At 37.2% G+C, this 18,197-nt stretch carries 12 protein-coding genes, 1 tRNA gene and 1 pseudogene; 5 read left to right on the top strand and 9 right to left on the bottom strand.

Features of this window, described 5'->3' with window-relative positions:
* Nucleotides 1-303 precede the first annotated feature (303 nt).
* A complete protein-coding gene (gene ctrA, locus HNQ69_RS01680; protein WP_183228363.1) occupies nt 304-1,005 on the top strand; it encodes a response regulator transcription factor CtrA in 702 nt (233 codons plus the stop codon).
* Between the two features lie 216 nt (nt 1,006-1,221).
* Here the strand turns inward: ctrA and chpT are convergent, their stop codons facing one another.
* Complete coding sequence (gene chpT, locus HNQ69_RS01685; protein ID WP_183228364.1) at nt 1,222-1,860, bottom strand: histidine phosphotransferase ChpT; 639 nt, start codon at nt 1,858-1,860, stop codon at nt 1,222-1,224.
* 218 nt (nt 1,861-2,078) lie between these two features.
* On the opposite strand from chpT, the gene HNQ69_RS01690 reads away from it, so the two are divergent.
* On the top strand, nt 2,079-2,675 hold the full coding sequence (locus HNQ69_RS01690; protein WP_183228365.1) for a DUF1134 domain-containing protein: 597 nt from the start codon (nt 2,079-2,081) through the stop codon (nt 2,673-2,675).
* Nucleotides 2,676-2,701: 26 nt separating this feature from the next.
* Nucleotides 2,702-3,352: a hypothetical protein gene (locus HNQ69_RS01695; RefSeq protein ID WP_183228366.1), complete on the top strand. Its 651-nt coding sequence runs from the start codon at nt 2,702-2,704 to the stop codon at nt 3,350-3,352.
* A gap of 246 nt (nt 3,353-3,598) precedes the next feature.
* Here HNQ69_RS01695 and HNQ69_RS01700 read toward each other — a convergent pair whose 3' ends face one another.
* Together HNQ69_RS01700 and HNQ69_RS01705 are read right to left on the bottom strand one after the other, a co-directional pair.
* Nucleotides 3,599-4,717, bottom strand: a complete 1,119-nt coding sequence (locus HNQ69_RS01700; protein WP_183228367.1) for a DegT/DnrJ/EryC1/StrS family aminotransferase — start codon at nt 4,715-4,717, stop codon at nt 3,599-3,601.
* 50 nt (nt 4,718-4,767) lie between these two features.
* Nucleotides 4,768-5,724 carry a Gfo/Idh/MocA family protein gene (locus HNQ69_RS01705; protein WP_183228368.1) on the bottom strand — a complete coding sequence of 319 codons (957 nt, stop codon included), beginning with the start codon at nt 5,722-5,724 and terminating at the stop codon, nt 4,768-4,770.
* Between the two features lie 165 nt (nt 5,725-5,889).
* Between HNQ69_RS01705 and HNQ69_RS01710 the strand changes: the two genes are divergently transcribed.
* Nucleotides 5,890-5,966: transfer RNA gene (locus tag HNQ69_RS01710), tRNA-Met, on the top strand.
* A gap of 637 nt (nt 5,967-6,603) precedes the next feature.
* Nucleotides 6,604-10,275: pseudogene (locus HNQ69_RS08295) on the top strand (autotransporter domain-containing protein).
* A gap of 553 nt (nt 10,276-10,828) precedes the next feature.
* On the opposite strand, the gene HNQ69_RS01740 reads toward HNQ69_RS08295, so the two are convergent.
* From HNQ69_RS01740 to HNQ69_RS01765, 6 genes are all read right to left on the bottom strand, one after another.
* Nucleotides 10,829-11,611 (bottom strand): ABC transporter ATP-binding protein, encoded by a 783-nt coding sequence (locus tag HNQ69_RS01740; RefSeq protein WP_183228374.1) that lies wholly within the window; start codon nt 11,609-11,611, stop codon nt 10,829-10,831.
* Entirely contained in the window at nt 11,608-12,483 is an 876-nt protein-coding gene (locus HNQ69_RS01745; RefSeq protein WP_183228375.1) for an ABC transporter ATP-binding protein, read from the bottom strand. The genes HNQ69_RS01740 and HNQ69_RS01745 overlap by 4 nt, the downstream gene beginning before the upstream one ends.
* Nucleotides 12,476-13,405 (bottom strand): ABC transporter permease, encoded by a 930-nt coding sequence (locus tag HNQ69_RS01750; protein ID WP_183228376.1) that lies wholly within the window; start codon nt 13,403-13,405, stop codon nt 12,476-12,478. Before HNQ69_RS01750 ends, HNQ69_RS01745 begins: the two co-directional genes overlap by 8 nt.
* Before the next feature lie 2 nt (nt 13,406-13,407).
* Nucleotides 13,408-14,481 carry an ABC transporter permease gene (locus HNQ69_RS01755; protein WP_183228377.1) on the bottom strand — a complete coding sequence of 358 codons (1,074 nt, stop codon included), beginning with the start codon at nt 14,479-14,481 and terminating at the stop codon, nt 13,408-13,410.
* Between the two features lie 111 nt (nt 14,482-14,592).
* Nucleotides 14,593-16,209 (bottom strand): ABC transporter substrate-binding protein, encoded by a 1,617-nt coding sequence (locus tag HNQ69_RS01760; protein WP_183228378.1) that lies wholly within the window; start codon nt 16,207-16,209, stop codon nt 14,593-14,595.
* A 346-nt stretch (nt 16,210-16,555) separates the two neighbouring features.
* Entirely contained in the window at nt 16,556-18,181 is a 1,626-nt protein-coding gene (locus HNQ69_RS01765) for an ABC transporter substrate-binding protein (protein ID WP_183228379.1), read from the bottom strand.
* Between the last annotated feature and the right edge of the window lie 16 nt (nt 18,182-18,197).

An 18,197-nucleotide genomic window follows, 5' to 3' on the forward strand; every position in this document is an offset into this window, starting at 1 on the left:
AAAAGGTTTTTTTAAATATTAAAGTTAGTAGAAAAACACTGCATTTTTTTATCAAATTCAAAAATATTGGATTTTTCTGAAATAATTTTGTGAACCTCTTTCAAAAATAAAAATATTTTGTTAACCACTATCATCGATAGTGGGGGATTCGGTGGTGATTGTTACGCGTACTACTGAAATATTCATAAGCACTTGTATATAAGTGTTTGATTTAATGATTTTTTTATCAACAGTGGTTTTACCGACTGTTATAAGATAAAAGTGCTCCTTCTGATTCGTAAGGGGCAAAGTGAGGGATCTAAAATGCGCGTATTATTAATTGAAGATGATAAAGCAATGACTCAAAGCATTGAGTTAATGCTAAAATCAGCAAACTTTAATGTCTATATCACTGATCTAGGTGAAGAAGGAGTCGATTTAGGGAAACTTTATGATTATGATATCATCTTGCTTGATTTGAATCTGCCTGATATGTCAGGCTATGACGTCTTGCGGACCCTGCGATTGGCAAAAATAAAAACCCCTGTCCTCATCCTTTCTGGAATGAATGCAATTGAAGACAAGGTACGCGGTTTTGGCTTTGGTGCAGATGATTATATGACGAAGCCGTTCCATAAAGATGAGTTGATTGCACGTATTCATGCGGTTGTTCGTCGCTCAAAAGGACATGCGCAATCCGTCATTGTTACCGGTGATCTTACAGTTAACCTTGATGCAAAAACAGTCGAAGTTGCTGGACATCCTGTTCATTTAACTGGTAAAGAGTATCAAATGCTAGAGCTTCTCTCTCTGCGCAAAGGTACCACACTCACCAAGGAAATGTTTCTCAATCATCTCTACGGTGGAATGGATGAACCAGAACTTAAAATTATCGATGTCTTTATCTGTAAGCTACGGAAGAAATTGGAAGCAGTCTCTTCTCGTGTAAACTATATTGATACAGTTTGGGGACGTGGTTATGTGTTACGTGATCCAGTTGAAGAAAACGTCCGTAAAACCGCTTAAGCAGTGAAAATGCACATTATAAAATCTCGGAGTGTAGCGGGCCGAGATCTTTTTTCTTTCGTAATACCGAGGCTCGCCACACGCAAAGTCTCTTATCTATAGAGAGTGCTTAAGATTTTAGAAATCTAAAAGCCTCGTTTGCAGATATTATCTTGTCACTCATGGAGACAGTCTAAGCCATCTTCTTCCAACACAGCTTAAGTACTTCTTTCTTATTCAAAGATTTTTTACACCTTCCAAAGTAAGACAACTATCAGTTTCAGCGATGTTTATCTTCATATCTGTCATCTCAGCAAGTAAAACTGTGTAATAGAATTGAATAACATGAGCATCGATAAGTTCTTCTTGAACATTGCCATTATATAACGCAATAAAATGAGAAGGTATACGTAAAACTTTACCGCAAATCTCGAATCGAAAAAAACGTTTATTTTCATTCTGTAAAATCATAACAACAATTTCACCCCCACGAGAAGCTGTTGCATTTGCAATCAATAATAAATTAAGCAAAAGTTTAACTTCATTTTTCGGCAAAAGCAGAGAAGGAACTTGCCATTTTAAAGTTGCTTTTTCTTCCTTCATATATTGTTGAGCAACCTGTTCAGCAAAACGTGTATCTATTTCTTCCCCACCTGCTCCGGAAAAACCAAAAGCCAATCGCGCAAATTGTAGACGTGCTGAAGCACTAGCAATAGACCAACGCAACAATTGCAAAGCATCCTCTTCAGCTCCCCCTTCATCATAGAGCTCCATCGCATTTTGAATAGCGCCAACAGGTGAAATCAAGTCATGGCAAATACGACTACAAAGCAAAGCAGCAAGATCCATAGGCTTCAAAGAAACAGCTAACGTCATAATTATTTGAAAACTCCTAGATTTAAAATAAGCTTCATTTTAAAGCAAAATTCTTAACATCCAATGCATAAAGATAAGAAACTTTAACAATTACATTAGAGTCTTTTTTAGAAATAAATTCAATAATTTAAATAACTCTACAAATTATTTTTTATTTGAATAGAAAAAAAATTCTAATATTATTTCTCTGTTTGTAACTAATAAAAGGAAAAAACTCTATGGCTCTCTCTCTTCTAAAACGCTGGAACAAAACCATTGTATCTTTAATCTTTCTTTTATTCGTAATCATAAACGCTGCCAATGCCCATCTGCGAACACTAAAAGAAAACGAACCTCACTATTCGCTGCAAGAAATTATCGATTCTGGTCATACTTTTTTTGGAAAAACTGCTGGTGGTATAGCAGTAGCCGTTCAAAATATCTTTTTACAATATGGTTATCCAAATGCCTATATTTTAGGGGAAGAAGCTTCTGGTGCTTTTTTTGCTGGGTTAACCTATGGAGAAGGACGAATTTTTACCAAAATCTATGGTCAGCATAAGGTTTTTTGGCAAGGCCCCTCTGTTGGCTGGGATTTTGGCGGACAAGGTTCTCGTTTAATGATCTTAGTTTACGATCTTAATAATATAAATAATTTATGGGGGCGCTATGGTGGTATTTCAGGTTCGGCCTATTTAATTGCTGGTGTTGGTTTTCACGTTCTTAAACGGAACAATGTCTTATTAATTCCAGTACGTACAGGAGTTGGTGCACGTCTTGGCATTAATGTGGGATATTTAAAACTAACACCTACACCGACATGGAATCCATTTTGAACGGAATCTTATTGAAAAGGGGAATTATGCTTATTCAATCTCTTCTGTTTTTTATTCTTGGAGTCGCCTCCACTTCCTTATTACTCATACTTTTTGCCCCCCTCATTTGGTGCAAAGCTATTTATTTTGCGCATAAATTTGTTTCTACACAAATCCCGTTATCACACACTGAAATACAAGCAAACTACGATTTTCTCTGTGCTCAACATGCTGTAGAATTAGCGCACAACGAACAAAAATACGACTCTTTGCAAAAAAAATATGCCCAACAGAAAATACAACTTAGCCAAGTAACAGAACAACTTTACCGATTATATCTTCCCACACAAGACACTTCTTCCTCCCCAAAAGAATTTATTGCGATCAAACAAGGTGCTGTTACCACAAACACTTTTATAATGGAAATTAAAACCATGCGTGAAAAAATTGCACATTATCAGCAACGTTTAAAACAAATCGAAATCGATGAACTTGACCCCACGACAAGCCATCAACTCCTAGATGAACTGCGTGAAGAAACAAAGGAACTAGCAGCAACATTAGCTGCCCAAATAGCACTTCAAGAAGGCAAATCTTCACCTATCAACACATTGCTTCAAAATTCTAAAAGCAAAGATGACCTGGCATCGCGTATCCACAAAAAAATAACCTGCAGCAAAAAAACACCCTTTACATAAGTTATCTTTTTAAAATGACTTAAGTAAGTATTTGGGTTGATAAACGTTACCTGTATCTTCTCCAACGCAAACAATTCGTTATCATATTGAGAGAAAACAACATAAAACATGCTCTTTACATGTAAGCTTCTCTTTTAACAGAATACATGCTAACTTTGATTTTTTAATAAAAAATCAAAAGAATACCTCCCACAAAATATAATCAAAATAAAGCCCACCAAGTGCTTTAAAAACAGAAACATTCTCTCAAAAGCGATAAAAATCTCTTATTCGCTGGATAATCATATCCTGATCAGTTTTTGTCAAATAAGGGTGCATAGGTAAACTTAAAACACAATCACTTAAAGATTCCGAAACGGAAAGAGAATTTTTTACATAAGGAAAATGTTTATAAGCTAGTTGTTGGTGCAATGGAGTTTTATAATAAACCATTGTAGGAATAGAATTTTTCTGCAAATATTCTTTGAGTTTATCCCGCTCTTTCACCTTAATAGTATATTGTGCATAAGCACAACGCTCTCGCTCTTCCACTTGTGGAACGGCAACAATATCTCTTAAACTATTGGAATAATATTGCGCAATCTCTACACGCTTTTCCATCTCATCTTCAAAGATGACAAATTTTTCTAGCAAAATTGCAGCTTGAATTGTGTCTAGACGCGAATTTATGCCGATACGCACATTATCATATTGCGTTTCACCTTTACCATGAAACAAAATAGAACGTAAAAGTGCTGCTAAATTGTCATCATTGGTCATCATAGCACCTCCATCGCCATAACACCCTAATGGTTTTGCAGGATAAAAACTTGTCGCGGCCACATCACCAAAAGCTCCGCACATAATATTACCCCTTCTGCCTCCCATCGATTGAGCAGCATCTTCAATAACAAAAAGATTTTCCTTTATCGCTATTTTAGAAATTTGTACATAATCAGCAGGAAGGCCAAACAAATCAACAGCAATAATTGCTTTTGGTTTAAGACGTCCCTCTTTTTTTACCATTTCTATTGCTTCACACAGTTTTTCAACATCAATATTGAATGTATCAGGAGAAACATCAACAAAAACAGGTTCAGCCCCCACCAACGCAACCACTTCAGCAGTTGCGGAAAACGTGAAACTAGGACAAAAAACAGCATCACCTGGACCAATATTTTTAGCCATAAGAGGCATTTTCAAGGCATCAGTTCCATTAGCACATGCAACCACATGTTTAACGCCAAGATAATCTGCCAACCGCTCTTCAAACTCTGTTACTTTTGGCCCCAAAATATACTTACCACTGGCGACCACATAGGCAATCGCAGCATTAACTTTATCTTCAATGCGCGCACGCTGCGCCCCAAGGTCGATGAATTGCATATTAACTCCATTAATCACAACAATGCAAAAATACTACTTATTATCTCCATTTATCTATGATAATTGACACTAGCAGCGGTTAAAATCCGTAAAACAGCAATAGCATCATCGCCATTCGTGCGAGGTGGTTGACGCGTTTTAATACAATGAAGGAAATGTTGCAATTCACAAGTAAGTGGCAGATTTTCACAAACATCAATGTAATTCAATTCATCAATGTTAAAGTTCCACTCCTGATTCTCCTTCCAAACTGCAAAACGGTGCAATGCCAATTTACGGTTCCATGGTTCCATATCATTAAAAACGAGTATAGCCTTTGTTCCAACAATTGTTAAACGCCTTTCACGATAAGGGCTAAGACGTGAAGTGAAAAGATGGCTTCGTATACCATTTGGAAAAGTCATATGAATATGGGCAAAATCAGAGTGCTGATTAATGACAGCAGCTCCCTCACCGTGAACTTTAGAAGGTTCACATCCTGTCAAAGCTAAAATCATTGAAAGGTCATGAGGAGAAAGATCCCATAAAGTATCGCTTTGTGTATGAAATTTTCCAAAACCTAATCGGTGAGAATAAATATAACGCACATCACCCAGTTCTCCCTTTTCAACCAATTCAGATATTTTTTCAAAAGCGGGGTGAAAGCGCAAAATATGTCCTACCATAAAAATTCGTCCGTATTCACCAGCAACCTGAACTTGATGCTCAGCATCGGCTATATTCAAGGCTATTGGTTTTTCAACCAAAACATCTTTGCCATTTTTAACAGCACGCAGAACATTTTCTGTATGAAATTGTGGAGGTAATGCTAACACTAACGCATCAATATCTTCCTGAGCAAAAAGATCTTCAGGCGCAATGGCTTCAACACCATACATGCAAGCAAAACTTGCTGCACGCTCAATATTTATATCAGAAACTGCTGCTAAAGCCCCAAGTCCTCGAAGTGTTCGTATATGATTTCCACCCCAATGACCACATCCTAAAACAGCTACACGTGGCATCATTTTTATGTTTTACCCTGCTCATCATATAAAAAATATATTTCCATTTATTCCTTATCGAGGATGAAGTAGAATGACAAGCGAAAAGCTAAAAAACGATGCTTGACATATCACTATTCTACCTCTTATATCCGCAGAAGATAAGTTTTGATGATATTTGTTCATTTTGGCGGAGTAGCTCAGTAGGTTAGAGCAGAGGAATCATAATCCTTGTGTCGGGGGTTCAAGTCCCTCCTCCGCTACCATTTTCTCTTTTAGAATGCTTTCCAAAGGATTTTACTTGTAGTTTGTCGGTGTAACTTATCAGACGGGTTTTGTATAATTTGTCACAAGGGTTTGTACTAATTTATGTTTCCCAAAGGTTTTTTTAAAGGACTCTCACAGGTCGTTTTAAGACTTCTAGCCCTATTTATTAAGAGTTCCTCAAAAAAGAACCTCCCCTTCTAATTCTGAAACGAGAGCATCTAAAATCTTTCTTTTTCGTGTGTATTGCTGTGCAGATACCGCTACTCTCTTGCCCATTTTCTCTTTTCTAGTTTCTTATAGCATCTTCTCTATTTTTTTTCTCTTTCATCATAAATGAATGAAGATTAGCACAAAGTGATGCTTACAAACAATGAAAGATATCACTATAGAATTTTTAAGTAATTTTAAATATTTCAATAAATATTACACAAAAAAATTATTAATAAAAATATTTTTATGTATAATTAGATTATAATATTAAAATTTTATAATTAATAAAAAATGAATTTAATTATAAATATTAATGTCACATTTTATATTTTAATATAAAATTATTGTTATATTTTACATAAAACTAATCTATGTCACCCTGAAAACAACCATTCATTTAATACCCTTCTTGTAAAAGGGGGAAGAATGTATGGAGCTTATAAGTTAAGGAAAATATCAATATCTAAAAAAGCTCTTTTATCCTGTACAGCTGCTGTAGCTGTCATGCTGTTTAGCACCCATTTCAACACATATGCCAAAATTCTTAAAGTCGAAAATGGAGAAGAAAAAACTGCCTCTGGAAATTCCTATGATGCAATTGAAGCAACAGGCGGTGGAAAAATCAACGGCAAAGATTTTAAAATAGTCTCTTCTGATGCTGAAAAATTCCTTACTGGGGTAACATCGAAAGATTCTGGTAGCGAAATTAAGTTAACAGGCACAACAACCATTGAAAAAGTTAAAAACGGATTTTATGCAGAAAAAGATGGTAAAATCGTTAGTGAAAATTTAACGATAAAAGGAATCGGTATAGGTATTGGTGTAGTAGTCCAAGATTCTGATAGAAAGATTGAATTAAATGGAAAAACAATCATTCAAAATGTTGATATTGGTTTTTATACATCCAATGATAGCAAAATCGTTAGCGGAAATTTAACAATAATCGGTAGTGAATCCGAAAAAACTACCACTGGTATCAAGGCTAGCAATAATAGTAAAGTTGAGTTAAATAGAAAAATAACCATTGAAAAAGTTGTAAACGGTCTTGATATCCAAAATGGAGCTACAATCAAGATGACTGATGGTTCCATTACTGCTTCTCAAATTGGTGCTCTTTTCAACGCTAGCAAGAATGATAAAAATAAGCGGGAGAACGTAACAATATCAAGTGGTAAAGATAACGCCTTTATGGATAAGGGACTAAATGCCGATAAAAGCACCGTAGCTTTGAACAACGTGGGCGTTACACAAGCAAACACAGGCATCCTTGCAAATGATAGCTCAGTAATAACGGTAACGGGAGGGTCATTTAGTGGAAAAACTGATTGGGTCTACGCTAAGCAAGACAGCACTATTGCTTTAGATGAAAAAACTACACTTACATCATCTGATGGTCATGGACTCCATGCAGATGGTCCAAAATCCCAAATTGCTAAGGACAGGAGGAGCTGTAAGCGGAAAACAAACGGCATTATTTGCAGAAAACGGTAGACGGGATTGATGCCACAAATGTTGCACTACAACGGATGACAAGGGAACCGATGCACTTGGCATGAACAGCACAATTGAATTACATGGCGATACAAAAATTAACAATACCTTCAACGGTCTCGGAGCAGCTGATGGTGGTAAAATCACAAGCGAAGATTTACCAGTAATCGATAGTGAAACAATCAATCCAGACCTCAACAAAGAACTACGCACTGGTGTATGGACAAGTGACTCTGGTAGCAAAATTACGTTAACGGGCAAAACAACCATTCAAAATGTTGATGAAGGTCTTTACGTAGACGGTGGAAGCAAAATCATTAGCGGAGATTTAACAATAATCGGTAGTGAAAGTAAAAAAACCGTTGGTGTAAACGTTGGGGAACCTGATAGTCTAATTGAACTAAAGGGTAAAACAACCATTCAAAATTTTGATGTTGGTCTCTTTGCAGGAAATAATCTTACGATTAAGATGATTAATCGTGATATTGAAGCAGCACAAAGTACTGTAGAAAATAAAATAGAAGCAAAAAAAGTTGCACTAATCGTAACATATGGGGGACATATTGATCTCACAAATGTTTCTGTAACAGCAAGGATCGCTGGCTTGCAGTTTCTAGCTTTCTCTAATTCTGATCTAGAGGTTCTAGAGGAACCACAAAAATACCAAAGTAATGAAATCAATTTGACCAATACAAAGCTTCATGCTGAAAATGGCACAGGAATTTTCGTTGGAGCTTTTATTGAAAAAAACATCGAAAATGATGCTACTCCATCAATCGGCACAGTCAATCTTAACAATTCAGAGATCCATGCCAACGTGTTATTAGGAGATGGTATTTTTGGGGACAAAAAGTTGTGGGAAGATAAAAAGAAGATAAAAAGTTGTGGAATGGTAAAGATGTTAAGGCAATCTCCAATGGTACTTTCGCATTAAATGTGGATCATTCCACTCGAGAGAGCAAAGCAAACATTGCTAAAGACAGAACAGGACGCTTTGATCTGAGCAACAACACGGTATGCACATTGAAGATCAGCACAAACGAAAAAGGTGATGATGGCAAACTGCTTGATATCGCTCAAAGAGCACGTTCTGATATTTCTGTGCTAAATCTCAACAACAGCTCCATTGTTTTTAATGGACCAATAGACGATCATTCTCATACATTGCATATCGGATCTGGAAAACCAGATACCCCAGCAGTCTACAATGCAACAGGAGATGCAAAAATTTATTTCAACACCGAATGGAGTGATGGCACTGCCATAGCTGATCAAAAAACTGATAGGCTTCTCATTGACGGTGATGTATCAGGAACCACAGCAGTTTATGTTACTGGACGCTTAGAAGAGAACAATGTGTTAAAGTAAATAACTCCATTCCTTCTAATATGCATGGTCTTTCACTCATTCACGTTTCTGGGAAAGCAAAGGAAGATTCTTTCAAACTGATAAATGGCCATACCACAAGAGATGATTTACCCTACAAGTATACAATGCGTGCCTATGGACCTGAGTCAAGCCATGGAAAAGCTAATATTGAGCAAAACTTGGTTGACGAAAAGAAGGAAAATTTCTGGGATTTCCGTTTGTAACCCGAGTTTCTTGGTTCCACTCCTGGTTTTCATACTGGTCCGGAGTCAAATGTGCATACCCCTGTACCACAAACGGCAAGCTATTTGGTTATGCCAAATGCTCTCTTCTACACGGGATTAACTGATATAGCTAAACAAAACGTGCTTTTAGCCAATATGAGAACATCAGTCTTAGGAAAGGAAGAAGAAAAACAAACCAGTTTCTTCCTCTACACTTACGGAAGCATAGGAACTTTATCCTCTAAGCGTAGTCCTCTCGAATATGGCTATGGCGCGGATATTTGTTATGCCGCTCTACAAGGCGGTGTGACATTAGTGGCAAGTGAGGGACAAAGCGCAATCACAGGTTTTGGTCTTTTAGGCACCTATAGAAAACTGTCTTTCATCCCGAAAGATAGAGTAGATGCCAGGAAGAGTACAGTGGATAATGGTTACTGACAGCTTACGGAACTATACAACATAACGATGCTCTATACGTTAATACATTTTTGTCTTATGGAATACTAAAAGACAATATCACCAATGCTATCATTGGAAATAATCACAAAATTGAAAAATGCTAAGATGTTGAGCATTTCCACCACCATTGACAAACAATTTGCAACCGAAAAGGAAGGTTTAACCTTTGAGCCTCAAGCACAACTTGCTTATCAATATTTGATGTTTGATCCTCCTTACAGATGCTGATAATTTTACCATTGATATGAATAATCCTTCCCAATGGTTGATCCGTGTTGGGGGACGTTTGACAAAAAACAGTTTTCACTGAAAATAACCATCCCATGTCTTTCTATGGAAAAGTAAACTTGATCAAAACTTTTGGTAATGATGGCAGCATCCAGATTGGCAGAAGCTTTAACCTTGATCCTATGGGATCTTTGCTTGAAGGTGGATTGGTATCACTGCACAGTTGTCTCAAAGCGTCTTGCTTCGTGGTGATGTTAGATCAACAAAAGCTTCAAAAAACTGGTCTATCAGGAGCAAGTTTTCAGGTAGAATACGCTATCAATTTTAAGAAAAAGCTGTAAAAACAAGCGTATTGCTATTTTGTACGCTTTAATAAATCTGTTTAGCTTAACGAAAAGGCAGCACAATAGGCTGAATAGGTTGCCTTTTCAATTTATAAATCCAAATGTCTTTTTCTAAAAAGTCCTCTCTTTATAACAGAAAATAACTAAAAAATTTCAATAACTGTTATTTACGACTGTAAAAATCCTTACTCTCCGCTTCTTTCAAGAAACAGAGCACAGCATTTTTAGAGAAATAAGATCAGAAAACATAAAATAGCAAAAAACCAAACACAGTAAAAATAAAACATATTCCATAGAAAATTCAATTTTTTTGAGTTATATTATTACTGCAAAATATTTATTCACATCTATAAATAGAATTATAAATAATTTTATAATTAATATTATTAAAAGTAAAATAATATATGAATTATATTTACAATATTACACATTAATGCGTATAATATAATCAAAAAATCTTTAATATTAAGATAAAAATAAAAAATGAAAGAACTCTACATTGCAGCAAAAGAAACCATTTCTTTTCTGTAAAATCTCTCATACTCTTTTTTCTCTATGCACAATAGGTTCAATACTTGCTTCAAAAAACATCTTTGTATAATTATGTTGTGCACGTAAATTGCGTAAATCATCATTGCTGAGCTCCTCAAGAATAATCCCTTTATGCATAATTCCAACACGTTCACAGATGTGCGCAACAACGGCAAGATCGTGGGATACCATCAAATAAGTAAGCTTCTTTTCTTCTCGCAACGATTTCAACAAGTTTAAAATTTCAGCCTGTACTGAAACATCCAATGCAGATGTCGGCTCATCAAGCAATAAAACTTCAGGTTCAACAATTAAAGCCCGTGCAAGAGCAATACGCTGGCGTTGTCCTCCAGATAATTCATGCGGATAACGGTAAAGAAATGAAGAATCTAAACCAACGAAATTTAAAACATCATACACCCGCTCTTTTGAATTATCCATACCATGGATTTTGAGAGATTCAGAAAGAACAGTGTAGACCATTTTTCTTGGATGAAGCGAAGCGTAAGGATCTTGAAAAACTATTTGAATCCGACGTAAGAAATCCTTATTTCTTTTTTCTCCTACTTCTTCTCCATCAAAAACGAAACATCCACTATGGTCTGAAATAAGCCCAATCAATGTATTTAGAATGGTTGATTTTCCACATCCTGATTCACCAATCAAACCATAGGCTTCACCACGTTTAATATGAAAGTTGACATTTTTAACAACCGTTACTGCCTTGTGCCTATGCCCAAAGGTTACAGATAAATTAGAAACATCAATAATATTCTCACAATTGATCATGGGGAAACTCCTTCAACACCATTAACAATCGTAGGATTATGCAGCCAATCAGGATCACGTTCAGGAACAGCCAAAACATCAACAGGATGATCAAGCCGTGGCAAACTGGCTAGCAGAGCCTTAGTATAGGGATGACAAGCACAAGACAAATTAGACGCAGGCAACTCTTCTAGTACACGACCTGCATACATAACCAAAACACGATCACAAAAATCAGCAATCATATTCAAATCATGACTAATGAAAATAAGCCCTGTTCCAGCTTTTGTTACAAGTTCATCCAATACTGATAAGACTTGGCGCCTTACTGTAATATCGAGTGCAGAAGTTGGCTCATCGGCAATAATTAAATCAGGTTTAGGAATGAGCATCATCGCAATCATCACACGCTGTCCCATGCCACCTGATACTTCATGAGGAAATAATCGCATCACATGTTCAGGATTACGAATATGAACAGATTCCAACATCGAAATTGTCCTTTCGCGTGCATCGGCTTTTGAAACACGGTAATGAATACGGTAAGCCTCTATAATCTGTTCACCAATCCGTATTAATGGATTAAGTGAATATTTTGGATCCTGTAAAATCATTGAAATTCGCTTACCCCGAATATTTCGCATCTGAGATTCATTCGCAGCCAATAAATCGATCCCATCAAAGCACATTTTTTTAGCTTTGACAGTTGCTGCTCTTGGACTCAATTTTAGTATCGCACGCCCAGTCATTGATTTTCCAGATCCAGATTCGCCAACAATTCCAATCTTTTCTGTTCCAACAGATAAGTTAACGCCACGCACAACTTCTGAAATACCACGCATTGTAGGAAAAGAAATACGTAAATCTTCTATCTCTAATAATTTTTTAGCCATTGCGTGGATCCAATATATCACGAAGCCCATCACCCAAAAGATTGAAGCCAAGACTGGTAAAAAGTATTGCACAACCCGGTATTGCCGCTAACCACCAACTTGTCATCATAAATTCACGACCTGTTGAAAGCATCGCTCCCCATTCAGGGCTTGGGAGTTGAGCCCCTAACCCCAAAAAACCAAGACCAGCAGCCGTTAAAATGATTCCAGACATAGCCAATGTTAACCGTACAACCACTGAAGGAATACACATCGGTGCAACATGAAACAAAATAATCCGCCAAGTAGATGCACCTTGCAAACGAACTGCTGAGACATAATCAGATGAACGTATAGTCAAAGTTTCAGCACGCGCTAAACGTGCTATCGGCGGCCATGCTGCAATTGAGATTGCAATGGATGCATTTTCAATACCTGGTCCTAAAGCTGCTGCAAAAGCAAGTGCTAAAATCAAACTTGGAAAAGCAAGAAAAACATCAACAACGCGCATGAGAACGGTATCAACCCACCCCCCTATATAGCCAGAGACAGTCCCAATGACCAACCCTATAGGCCCCACAATAATTGTGGTGAGAAAAACAATATAAAGAGTAATGCGCGCACCAAAAACGAGGCGACTAAAAATGTCACGCCCCAATTCATCTGTCCCAAAATAATGTAACATAGATGGTGGCTGCAATCGATGAGCAAGATCATTGCTAACAAAATCATGGGTAGCAATCCAAGGAGCAAAAATTGCACATAAGATAATAACAAAAATAATAATCAGACCAACTACAGCCGAAAGATTACGCGTAAATTTGATTGATGCGTGATAAATTCTTTGTATGTTTGCTTGCACTATCGACCGCGGAACAGATTCATTTAACCAACGAGTTAAAGAAAATGACGATTGCGATTTATTATGATTAATTGTTGTCATATTCAGCGTGTCCTTGGATCAAAGATGCGATAAAGCAAATCAGAAAATAAATTAATGGTGACAAAGAGAAACCCTACCAGCAAAGTGCATCCCACAACTGCATTCATATCACCTGCCAAAAGAGCATTGGTTAAGTAACGTCCAAAACCAGGCCAAGCAAACACTGTCTCTGTTAATACAGCACCTTCTAACAAAAAAGCATAAGAAAGCGCGACAATAGTGATAATCTGAACAACAGCGTTGCGAAAAGCATGCCCCCAAACCGTTCGCGCCCACGATAACCCCTTCACACGTGCAGTAATGATATACTCTTGATTTAATTGTTCAATCATAAACCCGCGAGTCATACGACTAATATAAGCCATAGCACCGAAAGCTAAAATTAAAGCTGGCATAATAATATGGCCAAAAACATTGCCAAAAGCCTCCCACTGCCCCTGTTTAGCAGTATCCCAAAGAAAAAATCCTGTTCGAGGTTCAAAAGAATATTCGTAAATAAAATCAAGACGTCCTGGACCACCAATCCAACCCAATTTAGCGTAAAATAGCAGTAATGCCATTAACCCAAGCCAAAAAGTCGGTGTTGAATAACTCAAAAGTGTAAAAATACGGACAAAATAATCAATAAATGAATCGCGGTACATTGCTGCAAAGACACCCAACGGAATACCAAAACTCGTGCCAATAACAATAGCAACTGTCGCAAGCTCTAACGTTGCAGGAAATACAAACATAATATCGGTTAAGACAGGACGCCCTGAGGTTAAAGCATCTCCAAAATCAAATAAAAATATATTGTGGAGATAATTCCAATACTGGACAATCAATGGTTTATCAAGACCCAACTTATAAAACATTGCGTCATAAGCTTCCTGACTGATGTTATCACCAAGAATAGCAAGAACGGGATCTAAAGGAAGAAGATGACCAATAAAAAAAGTGATGGTCACCAAACCAATTAACGTCATAAAAACTGAAATAAACAGCTTCAATCCCTTGAAAAAAAAGTCCCATCCCAACAGATTTTTTTTCTTCTGTGATACTGCTCTTTCAGATTCTGAAAATGGTAAACCCATTAAAATAATCCCCTCCATAGCCTACGAAACATAAAGCTAATATCTTTTTCATACAATTCGGGAAACCCTAATCAAGAGCTCTTACGATCTTTCTTCGTAATATACTCACTTTCATTTTTCCGTCTCATTGTAGTAAAGCCTAAAACTATTCCAAACCCATTTTTTTACTTCTGGTCCCATTCCAACGGTATAATACGTCTGAAATAAATAAACCATAGGACCGTGCTCAAGCACATAATGCTGTAAAGCACGATACTGTGCAATACGTTTATTTTGATCTTGCTCAAACAACGTATCCATCACCATTTTATTGACATTTTCATCATAATAACCAGCACGCCAAGCTAAATACGTATTGTGCTTTTTTGTAAATGTTGGATCAGGATTAAAAACATGATTTAATGAAGCGGGATGTCCATCAGGATCAGCACTCCCCCACCCCATAATAGCAGTATCATAATTTCCACTACGAACGCGACTCAACAATTGAGCTTGTGCCATCTTTTCAATTGTAAGCTCAATACCAATTTTGCGTGCATTTTCTTGAATAGACTGTGCCACAGACGACATATAGGTAAGGCTTCCAACTAAAAGATTAGCCTTAAAACCATCAGGATAACCAGCTTCACTTATTAATTGCTTTGCCTTTTCTAAATTTAACTTAAACGGCAATCCCTCTTCTTCATCCAAAGCCCCAGGAACACCCAATGGCATATAACTTGCACGTGGAATTGCAATACCCTTTAAAACAGTTTTTCCCAGGCTCTCGTAATCAATCAAATAACGAAGTGCCAATCTTACTTTTTCATTAGCAAAAATCACATTTTTGTTATTCAACGATAAATAGATAGACTGCGGTCGCAAAACACGGCTAATTTTGACTGGCCCCCCTTGTTTTTCAATATCCAAAACATCCTCTGAAGAGAGATCACGTGCTATATCCACATCACCTTTTTCCAAAAGCAGTCTCTGACTTGCCGATTCAGCTACATGTTGTACAACAATCTGCTTAATTTTAGGCATATCCCCCCAATAATGCTGTGTAGCCTGTAATACAACTTTTTCCCCTGGACTCCAGCGCTTCAATTTATAAGGACCAACGCAAGCCGAATGCGTAGCTAAATATTTATTGCCCATATCTCCATCAACACTATTGGCTTCAAGTGTTTGCCGATCAAGCAAAGCAGAAGCATAGGACTGTCCAATTACAGTCAATATAAGTTGGATAGGATAAGGCTTATCCAATTTCAGTTGTAAAGTTTTATCGTCAAGGGCCTGAATATTTGTTTCGACGTTGTTTTTAGTAAATCCATAGTTCATCAAAAATTGAGCATAGCTCAAGCCTAATTTAACAATCCTTTGCATTGACCACGCGAGATCTTGCGCTGTCGCCTTCCGTCCATCATTAAACTTTAAATCATCACGAAGATGAAAAACTATTCTTTTTCCACCATCTAAAACATCCCAAGACTGAGCCATAGCAGGACGAACTTTCGTAGGATCATTCTGATCATACTGCACTAACGCACTGCAAATATTCGTTAATAATTCACTTGTTACAACCTCAACCGATTGTGCTGGATCAAAACTGCTAATTGAATCAATATTCCACGCCATTACTAATATATCTTTAGATGATGCACTCAGTGCTAATGGTATAGAGACATTCAAACACCCAATTGTTCCGAATAAAATACAAAAGTTTTTCAATATTCCTTTTTTCCTCATTTGATTCCTTCCTTTTGCGTTTATCTCACAACAGTGGAGCACAATACACTAACTTTCCTATCTAATCTCTATAAGACAGCCCCTCAAATATCAATACCAATTGAGGTACAGTTCCCCCCGTACCACAGTGAACAAATATCACCAGAAATATTATTTTCCATGCTTACCAGCCCTGTTTCCCTATAAACTGTACCTAACTGCACTTTAATATCCCCCTCTACAATCTCACACTCCAAAATGGCTTCAAAACCACTCTTGCAGGTGGATATTTTTATGATTTACATCATGACCATAATTTACGTTATGAACATGCTCTTTATTATATTTTCAGCACTTAAATACGCATTTATTTTTCAATTGCACTATAAAAAATACGTGGTGCACTATTCCAAACCCATTTTTTGACATCAGAGGTCACAGCGACAACACCATATTTCTGAAAAATGAAAGCATAAGGTCCTTTTTGCATCAGTTCACGTTGCAAATCAGCATATATTTGTGCCCGTTTCCGCGGATCTTTTTGAAACAACGCATCCTCTACCTTTTGATTCATGCTTTTATCCAAATACCCATGTTGCCAACTCGGATAAGCTGTATTTTTAGCCTCAAACCGATTATCAGGGTTGTAAATAAGACGTGAAGCCATTGTGTGGGGATCTGCAGAATCATTATTCCATCCTATAAAAGTCGTATCAAAAGCACGTGCGTAAACTTTTGAAAATAACTGTGTGCCTGCTAAACGTTCAATTTTAAAGCGCACCCCTACTTTTTCTGCATTATTTTGGATAGTCTGAGCAATGGGCAAAGCATAAGAAGCTGTCCCCACCAAAAAATTTGCCTCAAATCCATCGGGATAACCTGCCTCCGTTAAAAGCTGCTTCGCTTTTTGAAGATCAAGCTTAAAGGGTTGTCCTTCTTTTTCATCTAAAGCTCCAAGATTCCCAAGAGGAATAAAGCTTGCACGCGGAATACCAACACCTTTGAGAAGGGTCTTCCAAAGTCCTTCATAATCAATAAGATAGCGCATCGCCAAACGCACTTTTTCATTGGCAAAAATTGGGTTTGTCATATTGAACCCCCAATACATCATGGATGGCTCCAACACTCTTTCGACTTTAATATCTGTTGTTGCTTGGAGATCTTTTAAATCCTCAGGCGTCAAATTACGTGCAACATCAATATCATGCTTTTGCAACAATAAACGTTGCGTTCCTGGCTCCGCAACATGGCGAATTAAAATCTTCTTCAATTGAGGTGCTTTCCCCCAATAATTGGAACTTGCACGCAACAAAAGTGCTTCTCCAGAACGCCAGCTACTTATCTGATAAGGACCAACACAAGCAGAATGGCTCGCCAAATACCGGTTTCCCATATCACCATCTTGTTCGTGTTTCATAATCGTCTCACGATCAAGCAAGGCAGTAGCACGACTAGCAACAATATTGTTAAGAATAAGCTCTGCTGGATAAGGCTTATCAAATTTCATCACCACCGTCTTCTCATTCGGTGCTTGAAAAGCGTCATCAACATTTTGTTCTGTGATCCCATATTCATTAAATAATGCCGCATTGGCCATCTTCAGTTTAACAACCCGTTTCATACCCCAAACAACATCATTAGCATTAGCAGGCCGACCATCATTAAACTTCAAATCATCGCGCAAATGAAAAGTAATTACCGTACTCTGATCGTCACTGAAAACATCCCAACTCTTTGCTAAAGAAGGAACTATTTTAGTAGCATCATCTGTAGCAGCACTGACCAAATTATCACAAACATTGTCAATAACTTCAGCTCCGTAAACATCATTGATTTGCGCAGGATCAAATGTACTTATTGCATCAAGATTCCAAGCCATCACCAGAGTATCGGCAGGTGTTTTGGCTGAAGTTTGTTGCACAAACATCCCCAGTGCAATAACAGCAGAAACAAAAGAAGTGCTGCCTTTTAAGATTTTTTTCTTCATATTCATAAACTTCTCTCCAAAA

Source organism: Bartonella callosciuri (genome assembly GCF_014203215.1).
GTDB lineage: Bacteria > Pseudomonadota > Alphaproteobacteria > Rhizobiales > Rhizobiaceae > Bartonella > Bartonella callosciuri.